This window comes from Rhodococcus rhodochrous, assembly GCF_900187265.1.
GTDB lineage: Bacteria > Actinomycetota > Actinomycetes > Mycobacteriales > Mycobacteriaceae > Rhodococcus > Rhodococcus rhodochrous.
In genome coordinates this window covers 352,648-369,956 of the sequence record NZ_LT906450.1, presented here as the reverse complement: position 1 = coordinate 369,956, position 17,309 = coordinate 352,648, and the positions used below count along the sequence as shown (strand labels likewise).

Annotated in this window: 15 protein-coding genes; 8 read left to right on the top strand and 7 right to left on the bottom strand. The window is 67.8% G+C overall.

Annotated features, from left to right (window positions below; genetic code table 11):
* Positions 1–20 precede the first annotated feature (20 nt).
* From CKW34_RS01700 to CKW34_RS01680, 5 genes are all read left to right on the top strand, one after another.
* Complete coding sequence (locus CKW34_RS01700; RefSeq protein WP_059383185.1) at positions 21–920, top strand: LysR family transcriptional regulator; 900 nt, start codon at positions 21–23, stop codon at positions 918–920.
* Positions 921–929: 9 nt separating this feature from the next.
* On the top strand, positions 930–1,862 hold the full coding sequence (gene gluQRS / locus CKW34_RS01695) for a tRNA glutamyl-Q(34) synthetase GluQRS (RefSeq protein WP_059383186.1): 933 nt from the start codon (positions 930–932) through the stop codon (positions 1,860–1,862).
* A gap of 86 nt (positions 1,863–1,948) precedes the next feature.
* Positions 1,949–2,893 carry a DUF2189 domain-containing protein gene (locus tag CKW34_RS01690; protein ID WP_059383187.1) on the top strand — a complete coding sequence of 315 codons (945 nt, stop codon included), beginning with the start codon at positions 1,949–1,951 and terminating at the stop codon, positions 2,891–2,893.
* A gap of 108 nt (positions 2,894–3,001) precedes the next feature.
* Positions 3,002–3,772 (top strand): RDD family protein, encoded by a 771-nt coding sequence (locus CKW34_RS01685; protein ID WP_059383188.1) that lies wholly within the window; start codon positions 3,002–3,004, stop codon positions 3,770–3,772.
* 125 nt (positions 3,773–3,897) lie between these two features.
* Positions 3,898–4,629, top strand: a complete 732-nt coding sequence (locus tag CKW34_RS01680) for a queuosine precursor transporter (RefSeq protein WP_059383189.1) — start codon at positions 3,898–3,900, stop codon at positions 4,627–4,629.
* Positions 4,630–4,703: 74 nt separating this feature from the next.
* On the opposite strand, the gene tgt is transcribed toward CKW34_RS01680, so the two are convergent.
* The 3 genes from tgt to CKW34_RS01665 form a co-directional block, all read right to left on the bottom strand.
* Complete coding sequence (gene tgt, locus CKW34_RS01675) at positions 4,704–5,963, bottom strand: tRNA guanosine(34) transglycosylase Tgt (protein WP_174479644.1); 1,260 nt, start codon at positions 5,961–5,963, stop codon at positions 4,704–4,706.
* Positions 5,960–7,198, bottom strand: coding sequence for an MFS transporter (locus tag CKW34_RS01670; RefSeq protein WP_059383190.1), 1,239 nt, complete (start codon positions 7,196–7,198; stop codon positions 5,960–5,962). The genes tgt and CKW34_RS01670 overlap by 4 nt, the downstream gene beginning before the upstream one ends.
* 162 nt (positions 7,199–7,360) lie before the next feature.
* Positions 7,361–10,102: a calcium-translocating P-type ATPase, PMCA-type gene (locus CKW34_RS01665; RefSeq protein ID WP_059383219.1), complete on the bottom strand. Its 2,742-nt coding sequence runs from the start codon at positions 10,100–10,102 to the stop codon at positions 7,361–7,363.
* Between the two features lie 148 nt (positions 10,103–10,250).
* Here CKW34_RS01665 and CKW34_RS01660 point away from each other — a divergent pair, with 148 nt between their 5' ends.
* Together CKW34_RS01660 and CKW34_RS01655 are read left to right on the top strand one after the other, a co-directional pair.
* Positions 10,251–10,670: a pyridoxamine 5'-phosphate oxidase family protein gene (locus CKW34_RS01660; RefSeq protein WP_059383220.1), complete on the top strand. Its 420-nt coding sequence runs from the start codon at positions 10,251–10,253 to the stop codon at positions 10,668–10,670.
* Positions 10,671–10,705: 35 nt separating this feature from the next.
* Positions 10,706–11,572 carry a cation diffusion facilitator family transporter gene (locus CKW34_RS01655; protein ID WP_174479646.1) on the top strand — a complete coding sequence of 289 codons (867 nt, stop codon included), beginning with the start codon at positions 10,706–10,708 and terminating at the stop codon, positions 11,570–11,572.
* A gap of 5 nt (positions 11,573–11,577) precedes the next feature.
* Here CKW34_RS01655 and CKW34_RS01650 read toward each other — a convergent pair whose 3' ends face one another.
* Positions 11,578–12,180 carry a LysE/ArgO family amino acid transporter gene (locus tag CKW34_RS01650; RefSeq protein ID WP_059383192.1) on the bottom strand — a complete coding sequence of 201 codons (603 nt, stop codon included), beginning with the start codon at positions 12,178–12,180 and terminating at the stop codon, positions 11,578–11,580.
* A gap of 72 nt (positions 12,181–12,252) precedes the next feature.
* Between CKW34_RS01650 and CKW34_RS01645 the strand changes: the two genes are divergently transcribed.
* Complete coding sequence (locus CKW34_RS01645) at positions 12,253–13,134, top strand: LysR family transcriptional regulator ArgP (RefSeq protein WP_059383193.1); 882 nt, start codon at positions 12,253–12,255, stop codon at positions 13,132–13,134.
* A gap of 81 nt (positions 13,135–13,215) precedes the next feature.
* Here CKW34_RS01645 and CKW34_RS01640 read toward each other — a convergent pair whose 3' ends face one another.
* From CKW34_RS01640 to CKW34_RS01630, 3 genes are read right to left on the bottom strand one after another with little or no spacing between them, the layout of a single operon-like run.
* The gene (locus CKW34_RS01640; protein ID WP_059383194.1) at positions 13,216–14,313 is read right to left on the bottom strand and encodes an ABC transporter substrate-binding protein; all 1,098 of its coding nucleotides are present in this window, start codon (positions 14,311–14,313) and stop codon (positions 13,216–13,218) included.
* A 31-nt stretch (positions 14,314–14,344) separates the two neighbouring features.
* A complete protein-coding gene (locus tag CKW34_RS01635; protein WP_080968315.1) occupies positions 14,345–16,153 on the bottom strand; it encodes an ABC transporter permease in 1,809 nt (602 codons plus the stop codon).
* Positions 16,150–17,271 (bottom strand): ABC transporter ATP-binding protein, encoded by a 1,122-nt coding sequence (locus tag CKW34_RS01630; RefSeq protein WP_064059877.1) that lies wholly within the window; start codon positions 17,269–17,271, stop codon positions 16,150–16,152. Before CKW34_RS01630 ends, CKW34_RS01635 begins: the two co-directional genes overlap by 4 nt.
* Positions 17,272–17,309 lie beyond the last annotated feature (38 nt).

Below are 17,309 nucleotides of genomic sequence, written 5' to 3'. Positions count from 1 at the left end.
CGATCTGCAAAACTGCACATATGAGCGTGCCCTCGGCCGATGACCTCCTCGTCCTGCTCGCCGTCGGACGCAGCGGCAGGTTCACCAGCGCCGCCGACGACCTGGGCGTCAACCACACCACGATCTCCCGACGGATCGCCGCGCTCGAGCGCAACCTCGATGGTCGCGTGCTCACGCGATCGGCGACGGGATGGGAGCTGACCGACCTCGGTCGGGAGGCGCTCGAGGCTGCCGAACGCATCGAGGCTGCGGTCGGCAGCCTCCGGAACCCCCGGGGCGAGCGTCGCCTCGAGGGTGTCGTGCGCATCTCCGCCACCGACGGATTCAGCGCCTACGTCGCCGCCCCGGCCGGCGCTCTCGTACGGCAACGCCACCCGGGTATCTCCGTCGAGATCGTCGCGACCACCCGTCGCGCCTCGCAGCAACGGTCCGGCATGGACATCGAGGTGGTCGTCGGACGCCCGCAGGTGCATCGGGCCGAAGCGCACCGCCTCGCCGACTACAACCTGGGCCTGTACGCCTCGCGCGACTATCTCGCCACGCACGGCTCCCCGTCGTCGGTCCGCGACCTGCGCGAGCACACCCTCGTGTACTTCATCGATTCGATGCTGCAGGTCGACGATCTCGACGTCGCGCGGCGCATCGCCCCCGACATGCAGGATTCGATCAGCTCGACGAACGTGTTCGTGCACGTCGAGGCGACCCGCGCCGCCGGAGGTCTCGGCCTGCTGCCGTGCTTCATGGCCGACCGGCACCCCGATCTCGTCCGTGTCCTGCCCGGTGAGGTCGAGGCCCGCCTGGCCTACTGGCTCGTCGCGCGTTCGGAGACACTGCGGCGGCCGGAGGTCGCGGCCGCGGTCGCGGCGATCCGGGAGGTCGTGCACGCCCAGCGAGCAGTGCTCCTGGGGGCCGCTCGATAGAGTGCACGGGTGTCATTTTCGGACGAGGACGAAGCAGGAGCGGGTCGCTTCGCACCGAGTCCCTCCGGCGACCTGCATCTCGGCAATCTGCGCACCGCCGTCCTGGCGTGGTTGTTCGCGCGGTCGACGAACCGCCGGTTCCTGGTCCGCGTCGAGGATCTCGACCGGGTGCGTCCCGGCGCGGAGCAACGCCAGCTCGCGGATCTCGCGGCGATCGGTCTCGACTGGGACGGCCAGGTGGTCCACCAGTCCCGCCGCCGGCGCCTGTACGACGAGGCCATCGCGCGGCTCGAGCAGGCGGGTCTGACCTACGAGTGCTACTGCACCCGACGCGAGATCCTCGAGGCCACCTCCGCGCCTCATGCTCCCGCGGGCGCCTATCCGGGTACCTGCCGCAACCTCACCGACGAGCAGCGGGCCGAGCGCCGGGCCTCCGGCCGCGCGCCTGCGATCCGGCTGCGGGCGACCGAGGAGTGGTTCACGGTCCACGACCTGCTGCACGGCGATTTCACGGGCATCGTCGACGATCTCGTGTTGCGCCGCAACGACGGAACTCCCGCGTACAACCTCGCCGTGGTGGTGGACGACGCCGACCAGGGCATCGATCAGGTGGTGCGCGGCGACGACCTGCTCACCTCCGCGCCCCGACAGGCCTATCTCGCACACCTTCTCGGACTGTCGGAGCCCGTCTACGCGCACGTGCCGCTCGCGCTCAACACGGAGGGCAAGCGACTCGCCAAGCGGGACGGCGCGGTGACGCTGGCCGATCAGCTCGCGCTCGGACACACGGCCGCCGACGTGCTGGGCACGATCGCGGTGTCGCTGCGGCTCGCCGACCCCGGCGAACCCGTGTCGCCGGAGCTGTTGCTGGACCGCTGGAATCCCGTGCGTCTTCCCCGGGATCCGTGGGTGTTCACGCCGTCCGAGGACGGCATCCGATAGGACACGATGCGGACATAGCGGATGCGGACCCGAGGTGATGTCCGTACTCTCTCGGAAGTGTCCGATCCCGGAGACGAGAGGCAGCCATGACCACCGGTGGTTACGACCCGAATCAGGATCCGAAGAACCCGGGTGGTTATCCGCCACCCGGAAACTACCCGCAGGGCGGGAACTATCCGCCGCCGTCGGGCGGTGGCACTCCCCCGTCGGGTGGGAACTATCCGCCGCCCGGAAACTACCCGCCTCCGGGGAACTATCCCCCGCCCTCGGGCGGCAACTATCCGCCTCCGGGTGGGTCCTACCCGCCGCCGGGGAACTATCCGCCGCCCCCGTCGGGTGGTGACTACCCGCCCCCGCCGGGTGCATACGGTGCCGGGAACTTCGGTGGTCCGCCCCCGAATCAGCTGAGTGTCGGCGACGCGATCTCCTACGGCTGGTCGAAGTTCAGTGGCAACGCCGGCGTGTGGATCGTCTTCATGCTCGCCGCGTTCGTCATCCAGGGCCTGATCAGCGGCATCTTCAACGGGTTCGACTTCACCAGTGAGGCGACGGACTTCACCCTCCTGAACGCCGTCGGCAGCATCGTCACGGCGATCGTCGGATACCTGATCCAGGCCGCCTTCGTGCGCGGTGCACTGGCCGAAACCGATGGGCAGCGACCCGCTTTCGGAACGTTCCTCCAGGTCGGCCCGATCGGCGCGGTCATCCTCGCAGGTCTGCTCGTGGGCATCGGCACGTCGATCGGTCTCGTGCTGTGCATCATCCCGGGCCTGGTGTTCGCGTTCTTCGCGTGGTGGACGATGCAGTTCGTCATCGATCGCAATCAGGACGCCGTCACCGCGATCAAGTCGAGCTTCAATGCGGTCAAATCGAATGCGGGAACCTTGTTCCTGCTCGCCCTCGCCCTGTTCGGCATCAACATCGTCGGCGCCCTGCTGTGCCTGATCGGCCTGCTGGTCACCGTGCCGGTGTCGATCATCGCCGTCACGTACGCCTACCGGGTCACCACGGGTGGTCCCGTAGCGGCCTGATAGAACTCCGGCGGGACCCTCCCGTCGCATCCGGAGGCATCTACCGACGCGCCACGGCACGCTGTACCGTGGCGCGTTGCCATGCCGATCGCGACAAGGGAGACATAAGTGACCACTGGTGGCTATCCACCCCCTCAGCAGGATCCTCGGGCGACGGGCGGTAATCCCGGCGGCGCCCCGTCCTACGGCGCCACCCCGCCCGACTACACCCAGCAGTTCCCGCAGTACGGCGCGCCCCAGACCGGTGACCCCCAGTACGGCGCTCCTCAGTACGGAACCCCGCAGAACGGGACGCCCCAATTCGGTGCGCCCCAGTTCGGCGCTCCTCAGTACGGTGCACCCCAGTACGGTGCACCCCAGTACGGGGCGCCGCAGGACGGTGGGTTCGGCGGCCCGGGATTCCCCGGCCCGGATCCGAATTCCGGTGCCGGCACCCCGGGGGAGCTGCTCCCGCGTCTCGGCGCCCGCATCATCGACGGCCTCATCGTCGGTATCCCCATGGGGATCCTGAGCGCGATCATGATCATCGCGAGCGGTGGAAGCGGCTTCGTGGACTTCTTCATGACGGTCGTCAGCGGTGTCGTCGCATTCGGCTACTGGACGTACATGGAGTCCGCTCGGGGCGCGACCATCGGCAAGAAGCTCCTCGGCCTGTCGGTCGCCGGCCCTGCCGGTGGTAACCCCACCATCGAGCAGGCCGCCAAGCGCAACGCCTTCGTCGCGCTGCAGATCCTCACCGGCATCCCGCTGCTGGGTTTCCTCGCCGGTCTGCTGTCGCTCGCCGCGTACATCGGTATCGCGGTCACCATCGAGCAGGACGGCAACAAGCAGGGCTTCCACGACAAGTTCGCCGGCGGCACCCAGGTACGCAAGTCCTGATCTCCCGCGCGTTCCGGGTCCCGTTCTCGTCAGGACGGGACCCGTTCGTCGTATATGGGGTGTTCGCGCACGTACAGACCGTCGGCAACTTCGTGATCGCCGTGTGGTGATGCTTGGATGTCCGAGTGACCGAGCACGGACCGAACACCTCCCCCGCCCTCTTCGACCACGCGGCATTCGCGCGCGTGGGCCGCAGCCCGTACACGGGGATCGTCGTGCTGTTCACCGCGGTGCTGATGATCTCCAACATCTCTGCGACGAAGGGCATCGCCTTCTTCACCGACTCCGAGTTCGCCGTCGGTCCGCTGCAGATCCTGCCGATCATCACCGACGGCGGATTCTTCCTCTTCCCCCTCGCGTACATCCTCGGCGACGTGCTTAGCGAGGTGTACGGCTTCGCGGCCACCCGCCGGGCCGTTCTCTACGGTTTCGGGGCGGTCGCGCTGTCCGCGCTGTGCTTCTGGATCACGCAGCAGCTACCCCCGGCCGACTTCTACGAAGGTCAGGAGTCCTTCGAGAACGTGCTCGGTGTGGTGCCCCGGATGCTGATCGCCGGCCTCGCCGGCTACGCGGTCGGGCAGCTGCTCAACTCGTACGTGCTCGTCCGCATCAAGGAACGCACCCGGGAGAAGTACCTGTGGGCGCGGCTGATCGGGTCGACCGTCGTCGGCGAGTTCGCCGACACCCTCATCTTCTGCTCGATCGCCGCCGGGGTCATCGGCATCACGACCTGGGGCGACTTCGTCAACTTCGTGATTGTCGGATTCCTCTGGAAGACGCTGGTGGAGATCGTCGTGCTCCCGGTGACCTACCGCGTGATCGCGTACGTCAAGAAGCGCGAACCCTCCTACGCGTGACGGCTCACGCCCGACGTCACCCGCGTGACGGCTCACGCCCGACGACACCCGCGTGACGGCTCACGCCGGACGACTCAGGCCTGACGCCGGCTCGCGTAGAAGCGGCCGAGCGTCTCGGCCTTGAACTCGGCGAGGGTGCCGTTCTCCATGTTCGCCCGGATGTCGTCGACGAGCCGCACCGTGAACCGCTCGTTGTGGATCGTGCACAACGTCGAGGCGAGCATCTCCTTCGCCTTGAACAGGTGGTGGATGTACGCGCGCGTGTAGTTCCGGCAGGTGTAGCAGTCGCAGTTCTCGTCGATCGGCGTGAAGTCGCGCCGGTGGCGGCTCGTGTTGATGTTGAACCGGCCGTCCGGGTGGTAGATCGCGGCGTTGCGCGCGACCCGCGACGGATTGACGCAGTCGAAGGTGTCGACGCCGTGCTCGACCGCGACGAAGATGTCGTCGGGTTCGCTGATGCCCAGCAGGTGACGCGGCTTGTGTTCGGGCAGCTCCTCGGTGCACCACCGCACGATCGTGCCGAGATTGTGCTTCTCGAGCGCACCGCCGATGCCGTAGCCGTCGAACCCGCGTCCGGTCTCGCCGACGATGGACTCGAGGCCCCGACAGGCCTGTCGTCGCAGGTCCTCGTACTGAGCGCCCTGCACGACCCCGAACAACGCCTGGTAGGGGCGGTGGGCACGTTCGGCGGTGAGCTTCTCGTGCTCGGCGATGCACCGCACCGCCCACGCCTGGGTGCGCTCGAGGGAGCGTTCCTGGTAACCGCGGGTGTTCATGAGGGTCGTGAGCTCGTCGAAGGCGAACATGATGTCGGCGCCGAGCTCGTGCTGGATGCGCATCGACACCTCGGGGGTGAACCGGTGCCGCGACCCGTCGAGATGCGACTTGAAGGTCACCCCGTCGTCGTCGACGTGGGCGAGCCGTTCCTTGCCCTTGGCGATGACGTCGTCGTTCTGGACGCCGACGGACTCCATCGCGATGACCTTCTTGAACCCGGCCCCGAGCGACATGACCTGGAAACCGCCGCTGTCGGTGAAGGTCGGGCCGGGCCAGTTCATGAACTTCCCGAGCCCGCCGGCCTCGTCGACGATGTCGGAGCCGGGCTGCAGGTAGAGGTGGTAGGCGTTGGCGAGCAGCGCCTGCGAGCCGAGTTCGGCCATCGTCTCCGGCAGCACGGCCTTGACCGTCGCCTTCGTGCCCACCGGGACGAAGGCCGGGGTGCGGATGTCTCCGTGCGGGGTGTGGATCGTGCCCGTGCGGCCGAGTCCGTTGTCGAGACGCGCTCCGACCGTGAAGAAGGGGTCGGGCGGGGTCGGAATGCTGGAATCGGTCACTTCCGTATCCAATCACGTCGGGAATGTGCGGCCTTCTCACGGCGGCGGACGGAGATCGCGAACACGGCGACACCGGCCAGCGCCAGCAGCACGCCGACCGCGGCGGGCGCGGTGTAACCGAAACCGGCCGCGATCACCACCCCGCCGATCCACGCGCCGAACGCGTTGGCGAGGTTGAACGCGGCGTGGTGCAGCGATGCCGCGAGCGTCTGGGCGTCCTCGGCGACATCCATCAACCGCACCTGCAGTGCCGGACCGACGGCGGCGCATCCGACACCCAGGCCGAAGACCATCACGAAGGCGGTCCACGGGTTGTGGGCCGCGGCAACGAACAGCGCGAGCAGCACCGCGAGCGAGGTGATCGACGCGTAGACGCCGGGGATCACACCGCGATCGGCGACACGACCACCGATCGCGTTGCCGACGACCATGCCCACACCGAAGAGCATCAGCGCGACCGGCACGAGCGATCGCGACACTCCGGCGACGTCGGTCAGCGTGGTGCTGATGTAGGTGTACACCGCGAACACACCACCGAAGCCGATGACGGCCACGGCGAGCGTGAGCCAGACGGTGCTGCTCTTCAGCGCCCCGAGTTCGACCCGCACGCTGGTCGTCGGTATCGACAGTGTCGGCACCCAGGCGGTGAGGGCTACAACGGTCGCGATTCCGATCGCCGCGACCAGCACGAACGCCGCGCGCCAGCCCAGCGCCATGCCGAGCCACGAGGCGGCGGGCACCCCGACGACGTTCGCCACCGACAGCCCCATCATCACCAGCGACACCGCCCGCGCGCGGCGGCCGGGTCCGGCGAGATGCGCCGCGACCAGTGCGGCGACCCCGAAGTACGCGCCGTGCGGCAGGCCGGCGACGAACCGGGAGACGACGAGCAGACCGTAGTTCGGGGCCAGCACCGTGGCGGCGTTCCCGAGGGTGAACGCGACCATCAGCGCGACCAGCAGTGTCTTGCGCGGCACGCGGGCGGCGATCGTCGCGATGAGCGGGGCACCGACGACGACACCGGCCGCGTAGGCGGAGACGACGTGACCCGCGGTGGGTTCGGAGACCCCGATGCTCGTCGCGATCTCGGGGAGTAATCCCATCGCGACGAACTCGGTGGTTCCGATGCCGAACCCGCCGAGGGCGAGCGCCCACATCACCAGCGTGCGCGCGGGATGTCCGGAGTCGGTGTGGGCAGGATCGTCGAGTGGGCGGCCGGAAGCCGTGGTGGTCATCGGTGCGGAAACCTTCGATCTGTCGATGGTCCCGGAGCCGGAGGTCGTGCGGGCCGGGACGCGGGCGCGCTCGGGGAGCGACGCGGGGGCAGCCTCCATTCTGGGGCAGTCCGGCCTCGCACTTCTCCCCGCGGCGACGTGAGTTCCGCCATCTCCCGATCGTCAGGTGAGGAAGGTCGTATCCGCCCGCTCGGCCCTGCGTGCCTCGATCCTCCTGGCGACGAACTTGCCGATCTCGTCCACCCACAGCACCGACGAGCCGACGGCGATCGCGAGCAGCCACTGTTCGGAGGTGAGCGAGGTGGTGTCCATGATTCCCTGCAGGGCGCCGAGTTGGACGACGCAGATCTGCAGGACGACGACGGCGATGATCGCGATCCAGATGGTGTGGTTGGTGAACGTCTGCGCCGAGAACACCGATCCGAGATCCGAGCGCACGTTGAACAGGTTGAACACCTGGTAGAAGACGAACGTCGTGAACGCGAGGGTGGTGGCGAACAGTGGGTCGGATGCGCTGTCGGGGAACAGTTCCGGGCCGAAGTACAGCACGGCGATCGTGCCCACCGTCATCACGATGCCGAGGCCGAGGATGCGCTGTACCCGGGAGCGTTCGAGCAGGGCCTCGTTCGCGGGCCGCGGTCGTCGCCTCATCGCGTCGGGGGCGGTCGGGTCGACGCCGAGGGCGAGCGCCGGTGGTCCGTCCATGATGATGTTCACCCACAGGATCTGCAGTGCGCTGAAGGGCGCCCCGCCCGCGAGTCCGAGCACACCGGCCGTCAGGAAGATCAGGACGAAGCCCCACGCCGTGGTGAGCTGGAACTTCACGAATTTGACGATGTTGTCGTAGATTCCGCGTCCTTCGGCCACGGCGGCGACGATGGTCGCGAAGTTGTCGTCGGTGAGGATCATGTCCGCGGCGCCCTTGGAGACGTCGGTTCCCGTGATGCCCATGGCCACACCGATGTCGGACTGTTCGAGTGCGGGAGCGTCGTTGACGCCGTCGCCCGTCATCGCGACGATCTGCCCGTCGGCTTGCAGCGCTTCGACGAACCTGATCTTGTGTTCGGGCGCCACGCGGGCGAGGACACCGAATTCCTTTGCTCTCCGGCGCAGTTCGTCGTCGGTGAGTTTGTCGAGATCGGCACCGGAGGCAGCCGACCCGCGGATTCCGAGTTCCTCGGCGATCGCGGAGGCCGTCACCAGATGGTCGCCGGTGATCATGTGCACCGAGATGCCCGCCTCGTGGGCGACGGCGATCGCATCCTCGGCTTCGGTCCGCGGTGGGTCGACGATGCCGACGATCGCGTGGATCGTCAGGTCGGTCACCTTCTCCTGCAGGGCATCGGTGTCGCCGCGGGGAACGGCGTCGAGGTCGCGACCGGCGATCATGAGGGTTCGCAGGCCTTCCGACGCCAGCGCCTCCACCGCCCGGTGGATCCTTCCGCGACCGTCGTCGTCGAGCGGGATCGGACCGTCGGCACCGGCGATCGAGGTGGCACGCTCGAGGAGCACACCCGGCGCGCCCTTCACGAAGCAGCGGTATCCGCCGTTCGGCAGGGTGTGGAAGGTGGCCATGTACTTGTAATCCGAGTCGAAGGGCACCTCCGCGATGCGGTTCAGCGCCGCCCGTGCACCCTCGACGTCGATGCCGCCCTTCTCGGCGAGCACCACGAGGGCACCCTCGGTGGGATCGCCGACCAGCACTCCGTTGCGCACGGTCGCGTCGTTGCACAGTCCCATCCCGAGCAGTGCGTCCGTGAAGTCCGGTGCGGGCAGGCCGTCGCCGACGAGGATCTTGCCGTCGGTTCCGTATCCGGTGCCGGTGACGCGGAAGGCGCGGCCCGCGACGAGCAGTCGCTGCACCGTCATCTCGTTGAGGGTGAGGGTGCCGGTCTTGTCGGTGCAGATGTGGGTGGTGCTGCCGAGCGTCTCGACCGCCGCGAGTCGTTTGACGATCGCACCGCGGGCCGCGAGGCGTGAGGCGCCCATCGCGAGGGTGAAGGCGACGACGGCCGTGAGCCCTTCGGGGATGGTGGCGACCGCCAGCGATACCGCGGTGACGAGAAGATCCGACCAGGTCTGTCCCCGCAGCAGGCCGAGGACGAACACCAGCGTCACCGTCACGATCGCGATGATCGTCAGGGTCTGGGCGAGCTGGCCGATGCGCCGTTGCAGCGGCGTCTGTTCGACACCGGCAGATCCGAGAAGGGTTGCGATCGCCCCCATCTCGGTGCGCATGCCCGTGCCGGTGACGATCATCGCGGCACGGCCGCGGGTGACCTCGGTGTTCATGAACAGCATGTCGGTGCGGTCGCCGAGCGGCGCGTCGGGATCGTCGACGACGTCGACCCGTTTGTCGACGGGCTGGGATTCACCGGTGAGGGCGGCCTCGGCGACCTGCAGCCGGACCGCGGTGACGAGCCGGCCGTCGGCCGGGACGGTGTCGCCGGCCTCGAGGAGCACCACGTCTCCGGGGACGAGTTCGGCGCGGGGCACCTCCGTCCCGCGACCGTCGCGGAGCACCCGGCTGGTGGACACCGACATCTTCTTCAGCGCCGCGAGGCTGCTCTCGGCCCGGGATTCCTGCACGTAGTTCAGCACGGTGTTGAGCGCGATGACCGCGAAGATGACGATGGGGGTCTCCCACTCGCGGGAGACGGTGGCGCTGACCACCGCCGCCACGACCAGAACGAGGGTCATCCTGTCGGCGAGCAGCGACAACACGCGTCGCCAGGTCGGTACCTTCTTCGCCTCGTCGAGCAGGTTCGGGCCGTATTCGCCGCGCCGTCGCTCGACCTCGTCCGCGCTCAGCCCTCGTTGCGGATCGACCTCGAACGCCTCGGCGACGTCGGTCGCGGCGCGGGTGTGCCAACTCGAGGTGGTCGCGGGAGCCTGTGCGGACATCGGCACTCCTCGTTCGGGCGGTTCTCGGCGGATCGGGCGAATGCGGTCCTGACGGCCGGTTTCACCGTAACCGGCGGAGCGTTCCACTGCGCCGGAAGCCGGTTCGTGATGTGCTGGATACGGCAGCGGAACCGGAGGAGTGAACGCGATGAGCGACAACCCGAACACCGACGATCCTGTCGTCCCACTCGACGAGGACCAGTGCTGGGACCTGCTCGCGACGGGCAAGGTGGGCCGCCTCGTCACCGTCGTCGGCGATCGACCGGAGATCTATCCCGTCAACTACGTCACCGACGACCGCACGGTGTACTTCCGCAGCGGTGAGGGCAGCAAGCTCTCCGAGCTGGCGGTGCATCTGCAGGTCGCGTTCGAGGTGGACGAGATCAGCGAGGACTCCGCGTGGAGCGTCGTGCTGCACGGGCACGCCCGGATCCTGCGGAGCTTCGACGACGCGGCGAGGATCGACGCCCTCGGACTGTCGCCGTGGGTTCCCACCCCGAAGTACGACTACGTCGCGCTGACGGCCACCGACCTCACCGGGATGCGGCTGAAGCTCGTCAAGCGCTGACGGTGACGCCCTCTGCGCAGCAGCACCGCCTGTTGATGCGGTTCATGCTGCTGTCGGTGGCGACCGCGCTCGCAACGATGCTGCTGAAGGCATCCGCGGCGTGGATCACCGGGTCGGTGGGTCTGCTGTCGGACGCGCTCGAATCCGGGGTCAACCTCGTCGCGGCGCTCGTCGGTCTCGCGGCGCTGCGACTCGCCGCGAAACCGGCCGACGCGAACCACGACTTCGGGCACGGGAAGGCCGAGTACCTCTCCGCCGCGGTCGAGGGCACCATGGTCTTCGCCGCCGCGACGGTGATCCTGTGGACCTCGGTCGAACGACTGATCTCCCCGCAGCCGGTGATCGAGGTCGGACTCGGTCTCGTGCTGTCGGCCGCATCGTCGGCACTCAATCTCGTGGTCGGTCTGCTGCTCATCCGGCAGGGCCGCGCACACCGGTCGATCACGCTGGTCGCCGACGGGAAACACCTGCTGACGGACGTGTGGACGTCGGCGGGCGTGCTCGTCGGCGTCGCGCTGGTCGCACTGTCCGGGTGGGACGTGCTCGACCCGATCGTGGCGATCCTCGTCGCCCTGAACATCCTGCGGATCGGTTTCGGGCTCGTGCGGCAGGCGGTCGTCGGCATGCTCGACGCGGTTCTTCCCCAGGAGGACGTGACGGCGGTGACCGCCGTGCTCGACCGCTATCGGGAACCGGGGGTGGTGACGATCCTGCCGCCACGCACCCGCGAATCAGGACGTCAACGCTTCGTCTACCTCGTCGTGCAGGTGCCGGGCGACTGGACGGTGCGGGCCGGCCACGACCTGCTCGACCGCATCGAGGCCGATCTCGCCGAGGCGCTGCCCGGAGTCATGGTGTTCAGCCACCTCGAGCCGGATCGCGCCCCCACGGGACGCAGATGAGGTGATCAGGCCGAGGCGACCAGTCCGGCACCGAGGCCGAGCATCAGGACCGCGACGCCGCCGTCGAGGATGCGCCACGAGGACGGCTTGGCGAACCAGGCGCGCAGGTAGCGGGCGCCGTATCCGAGGGCGGCGAACCACACGACGCTCGCGGTGATCGCCCCGGCACCGAACCACCACCGGCCGGGATTGCCGTAGTGGTTGGCCACCGAACCGAGCATGAGCACGGTGTCGAGATAGGTGTGCGGGTTGAGCCAGGTCAGCGCCAGGCAGGTCAGCAGGGCCGCGCCGATGGTCACGGCACCGCCCGGCGCGGCGGACAGCGCGGACGGCTTCAACGCGCGACGTGCCGCGAACAGTCCGTAGCAGATGAGGAAAGCGGCACCCGCCCAACGGATCACGTCGATCGCGCCGGGTGCACGGTCGAGGATCGTCGCGATCCCGGCGATGCCGGCGGTGATGAGCACGGCGTCGGAGATCACGCAGATCGCGATCACAGGCAGCACGAATCGTCGCGCGATGGCCATGCGCAGCACGAAGGCGTTCTGCGCACCGATGGCGACGATGAGGGACAGACCTGTGACGAATCCGGCGGCGACGAGTGACATGGCATCGACGCTAGGAATCCCATCCGGATAAGAACAGTTGATTTTGCTGTACCTGCATTAGAGTTTCTTAATGTGGATCTCGACTTTGCTCAACTTCGCACTTTTGCAACGGTATTGGACGAGGGCACTTTCGAGGGTGCGGCGGCTGTTCTTCGTGTCACACCGTCCGCGGTGAGCCAGCGCATCAAGTCGCTCGAGCAACACGTCGGTCAGGTGCTGCTGCGACGCACCCGGCCCGTCAGCGCGACCGCGGCCGGCGAGGTGGTGATGCGACTCGCCCGGCAGGTCGCACGCCTGGAACAGGACACCTCCGAGGAACTCGGCCTCGGCGCCGACACCGGGAGCTACGCCACGATCCCGCTCGTCGTCAACGCCGACTCGATGTCCACCTGGATGCTGCGCGCCTTGGCCCGGATGCCCGTGCGCTATCGCGCACTGTTCGAACTGCACCGCGAGGACGAGTTCCACTCCACGGATCTGTTGCGCGACGGCACCGTCATGGCGGCGGTCACCTCCGTCCCCGAACCCGTGCAGGGCTGCACGTCCGAGAAGCTCGGCGCCATGCGCTATCACGCGATGGCGAGCGTGGACTTCGCCGAACGCTGGTTCCCCGAGGGCATGACCCCCACCGAACTGCGGGAGGCCCCGATGCTCACCTTCGACCGCAAGGACGACATGCAGGATCGCTTCGTCCGCAAGCGGACCCGGCGGCGGCTGAATCCGCCGCGCAATTACGTTCCGGGCGCTCTCGAGTTCGTCGAGGCGGCGCGGCTGGGGCTGGGCTGGGCCATGCTTCCCGACGCGATGGTCGCCGACACGACCGATCTGGTGAGCCTGGCCCCGGACGACCCGATCGCCGTGCCGCTGTACTGGCAGCGGTGGCGGCTGGACTCCCCCGTACTCGACGCGCTGACCGATGCGGTCCGTCGCACCGCGCGCGAAGTGCTGCACTGATCTCCCGGCACCCGATCTCCCGGAACGAGCAGGGCCCGAACCGGATCGCTCCGGTTCGGGCCCCGCTGGTGGTGATGCGGATCAGTAGTTGAACGCCTCTGCCCAGTGCTGCGAGTACTCGGCCTGACGCTCCACCTCGGTCAGCGGCATACGCCAGACCTTGTCGGAGTCGATCGGCGGGAGTTCACGGCCGAGCGCGGTCGGCGGTGCGACGTCGGGGCGCACGCTGTAGTCGCCCAGTTCGGTGAACAGCTCCTGGCCACGCTGCGAGAAGTTGTAGTTCATGAACACCTCGGCCGCTTCCGCGTTCTTGGCGGCGGCGGTCTTGCCCAGGTAGTAGTCGAAGGTCACGAAGCCTTCCTCGGGCACGACGAAGTCGATCGGCGCCTTGTCCTCGGTGGCGGTGACGTTCACCGACGCCGAACCCGTGGTCGCGACCGGCACCTCACCGCGGGCGAAGGCCGTCAGCTTCTGGCCGGCACCGTCGTAGATCGTCGGCTGCAGCGCAGCGAGCTTCTCCCAGTAACCGTCCTCGAGCTTCTCCTCGACGAACCAGTTGAGTGCGACGTTGGAACCGCCCGTCGCACCCTGCGAGATGCCGATCTTGCCGCGCCACTTCTCGTCGAGCAGGTCGGCCCACGAGGTGGGTGCCTCCTCCTCGGGGACGGCGCGGGTGTTGTAACCGAAGGTCTGCACCACGTTGGTGACCCGGGAGAAGTTGCCGTCCTGGATCACGACCTCCTCGAGTTCCTCGGTGCCGGGCACGACGTACGGGTTCCACACGCCGGCCTCGGTGAAGCTGTCGACGATGTCGTAGTCGGACGTGCGGATCACGTCGGCGTTCAGGCGACCGGCACCCTGCTCGGAGAGCACGCGCTCGGCCAGCCGGGCCGGGACGAGGCGCATCAGGTCGACCTTGATGCCGGTGTCGCGGGTGAATGCCTCGATGAAGGCCTGTTCGTTGGATTCCTGGTAGCTCGAGTACAGACTCAGCGTCTGCGTCTTCGCTGCCTCGTAGGTCTCCTTGTCGGCGATGGTCTCGCCGTCGATGACCAGACCCTCCGAGGTGTCGACCTCGGCCTGGGAGGTGACGCCGCCGGAATCTCCGCCGCCGCACGCCGCGAGTGTCGTGGCGAGGACGACCGACAGAGCGGTGAGCGCTACTTTGCGCGTTTTCATGGTGAGGCCTTTCGTTTCTCGAAAAGTCCGGTCAGAGCGAATTGGTTCCGGAGTCCGACGCTTCGGCGAGCTGCTTCTTCTCCCGGTTGCCGGCGAGCTGGGCGAGGACGGCCAGCACGGCGATCACCAGGACGAACAGCACGCTGATGGAGGCCGCGACCGCCGTCTGCCCGTTCTCGAAGTTGTCGAAGACCAGGATCGACAGGATCCGGGTGTCGGAGGTGAACAGGAACAGCGAGGCCGACAGTTCGCGCATCGCCAGCATGAGCAGGAGCAGGAAGGTCGACACGATACCGACGCGCATCAACGGCACGGTGACGTTGACGATGGCGCGCGACCGGCGGGCGCCGAGCATCACGGCACTGTCCTCGAGGTCGCTGTGCAGCTGCAGCATCGACGACGAGATCGAGCGGTAGCCCTGCGGCAGTGCCACGGCGACACAGGCGACGGCGAGGATGATCAGCGTGCCGTAGATCGGGATCGGCAGGCTCAGCCAGGTCCAGAGGATGCCCATACCGAGCACGATCGACGGGATGGCGAGCGGTGCGGTCGCGATCTGCTCGAGCAGAGCGCCGAGACGGCTCTTGGTGCGGTAGCGGATGTACGAGGCGGAGAAGCTGATCGTCGTACCGGCGAAGGCGGCGACGACGGCCACGACCACCGAGTTCACGAGTGCCTTCTGGAAGTCGGCCGCCGAGGCCACCTTCACGATGTTGTCGAACGACATTCCGCCCTGGAACATCTGGGACATGCTGTACAGGTACGGCGAGTCCTGGGTCGCGGCGAGGAAGAGCGCACCCATCGGCAGCGCGATCGCGAGCAGGAAGTACACGAGCGCGAAGATCGTTGCCGGCCAGCGCCAACCGCGCAGCGGCACCTGACGGGGACGGGCACCCTTGCCCGTCATCGTCGTGAACTTGCGGCGGTTGACGATCCACTGCTGGCCCATGGTGACGAAGACCAGGCCGAGCGTGAGCAGGATGGCGATACCGGCGGCGGCGTTCGCCTGGGCCGGGGCCGCACCCATGAGCCGGAAGATGTAGGTGGGCAGGGTCTCGATCCCCGCGGGGTTACCGAGAACCGCCGCGACCGGGAAGTTCTCCATGCTCAGTGCGAAGACGAGGATGCCCGAACCGAGCAGCGCCGGCATGGCGAGCGGCAGGGTCACCGTCCGGAACATCGTCTTCAGGGACGCGCCGTGGACGGTCGAGGCCTCTTCGAGGTCGGCGTTCATCATCGACAGCGAGCTGTGCACGAGCATGAACACGTACGGCGCGTAGAACAGGCCGAGGACGAAGATCAGGCCCGGGATGCTGTAGATGTTGATCGTCATGTCCAGGCCCATGTCGGCGAGCATGATGTTGACGAATCCGGCACTGGGAGAAGCGAGCAGCGACCAGGCGAGCGCACCGACGAGAGCCGGCACGAACACCGGCGCCATGCCGATGAAGAAGATGAACCGGCGCCAGGGCGCGTCGGTGCGGGCGCAGATGAACGCGAGCGTCGCACCGATCACGAGCGCGATGGCCGTCGCTCCGAGGCCGAGGATGAGGGAGTTCACCAGGCCCTTGACCGCGTCGGGGCTCGTGAGCACCTTGAGGTTGTCGAGCGTGAGAGCACCGAGGCCGCCGTTGCCCGGGCGCGGTACCTCGGTGGCGATCGCGGCCACGAGCACCAGGATCATCGGCATGATCACCAGTACGGCCAGCACGGCGAGAACCACCAGCGCCGCGCCGTTCTTGCGGAGGATTCCCCTACGCCACAACGGCGCCGATACCGGGGCGTCGGGCTCGAGGTCGTCGACCGGACGTGTCTCGGGGGGAGTGGCCAGCTGGGTCATGCCGCGACCTCCTGCAGTCGTGCCTGGCGAACCACATCGGCCGGCAGGACCTGGACGTTCTCCGGTGCGACCGAAGCGAAGACGCGATCGCCGATCGCGAAGCGCTCGGCGCCCTTCGTCGGGGCGAAGACGTCGAGCTCGCCTCCGTTGTCGAGGGTGACGGCGTAGCGGATGCTCGAACCCTGGAAGCTCGTGACGGCGACGCGGCCCGAGAACTCGTTGGTGCCCCCGCCGGACACGTTCGACAGCACCAGGTCCTCGGACCGGATGCACGCCTTGAAGTCGTCAGCGGTTGCGAGACCGCGCTGCTCGGTACGGATCACCTCTCCCCCGGTGCGAACGGCCGTGACGTAGCCGTCGGCGCCGACGGTGGCGGTGCAGTCGAAGATGTTGGACACGCCGAGGAAGTGTGCGATCGACGCGCTCGCCGGCTCGTTGTAGATGGCGGTGGGGCCGCCGATCTGCACGATCCGCCCGCCCTGCATGAGCGCGATGCGGTCGGCGAGTGCGAATGCCTCCTGCTGGTCGTGCGTGACGTAGACCGTGGTCAGGCCGAGGCTCAGCTGGATCTCACGCAGTTCCACCCGAAGACGGTCGCGCAGGCGGGCGTCGAGGTTCGACAGCGGCTCGTCGAGCATGAGCACCGAGGGGCGCATCACGAGCGAGCGGGCGAGTGCCACACGCTGCATCTGTCCACCGGAGAGCAGGCTCGCGCCACGCTGCGCGAAGTCCGACAGACCGACGAGTTCGAGTACCTCCGCGACACGCGACTTGACCTCTGCCGCAGGAAGTTTCTGCAGCTTCAGCGAGTAGGCCACGTTCTGGAAGACGGTCATGTGCGGCCACACCGCGTACGACTGGAAGACCATGCCGACGTTGCGCTTGTTCGGCGGCAGGTTGATGCCCTTCGCGGCGTCGAAGACGACCGTGTCGCCGATGGTGATGCGACCGGCGGTGGGTTCCTCGAGACCGGCGATGCAGCGCATGGTGCTGGTCTTGCCGCAACCCGACTTGCCGAGCAGCACAACCGATTCGCCCTCGTCGATCTCGAGGTTGAGGTTCTCGATGGCCGTGAATTTCCCGTAGCGGAGCTGCAGGTTCTCGATCGTGATCTTCATAGTGGTTCCTCAGGTTGTCTTTCCGGCGGGTGGCGGGT

Bases quoted from the DNA above. Each gene is read 5' to 3' on its own strand.
- CKW34_RS01700 (WP_059383185.1), top strand. From the start codon at position 21: ATGAGCGTGCCCTCGGCCGATGACCTCCTCGTCCTGCTCGCCGTCGGA.
- CKW34_RS01630 (WP_064059877.1), bottom strand. From the start codon at position 17,271: ATGAAGATCACGATCGAGAACCTGCAGCTCCGCTACGGGAAATTCACG.
- CKW34_RS01670 (WP_059383190.1), bottom strand. From the start codon at position 7,198: ATGACCACCACGGCTTCCGGCCGCCCACTCGACGATCCTGCCCACACC.
- CKW34_RS01655 (WP_174479646.1), top strand. From the start codon at position 10,706: ATGCGGTTCATGCTGCTGTCGGTGGCGACCGCGCTCGCAACGATGCTG.
- CKW34_RS01650 (WP_059383192.1), bottom strand. From the start codon at position 12,180: ATGTCACTCGTCGCCGCCGGATTCGTCACAGGTCTGTCCCTCATCGTC.
- CKW34_RS01665 (WP_059383219.1), bottom strand. From the start codon at position 10,102: ATGTCCGCACAGGCTCCCGCGACCACCTCGAGTTGGCACACCCGCGCC.
- CKW34_RS01635 (WP_080968315.1), bottom strand. From the start codon at position 16,153: ATGACCCAGCTGGCCACTCCCCCCGAGACACGTCCGGTCGACGACCTC.
- CKW34_RS01690 (WP_059383187.1), top strand. From the start codon at position 1,949: ATGACCACCGGTGGTTACGACCCGAATCAGGATCCGAAGAACCCGGGT.
- CKW34_RS01660 (WP_059383220.1), top strand. From the start codon at position 10,251: ATGAGCGACAACCCGAACACCGACGATCCTGTCGTCCCACTCGACGAG.
- CKW34_RS01640 (WP_059383194.1), bottom strand. From the start codon at position 14,313: ATGAAAACGCGCAAAGTAGCGCTCACCGCTCTGTCGGTCGTCCTCGCC.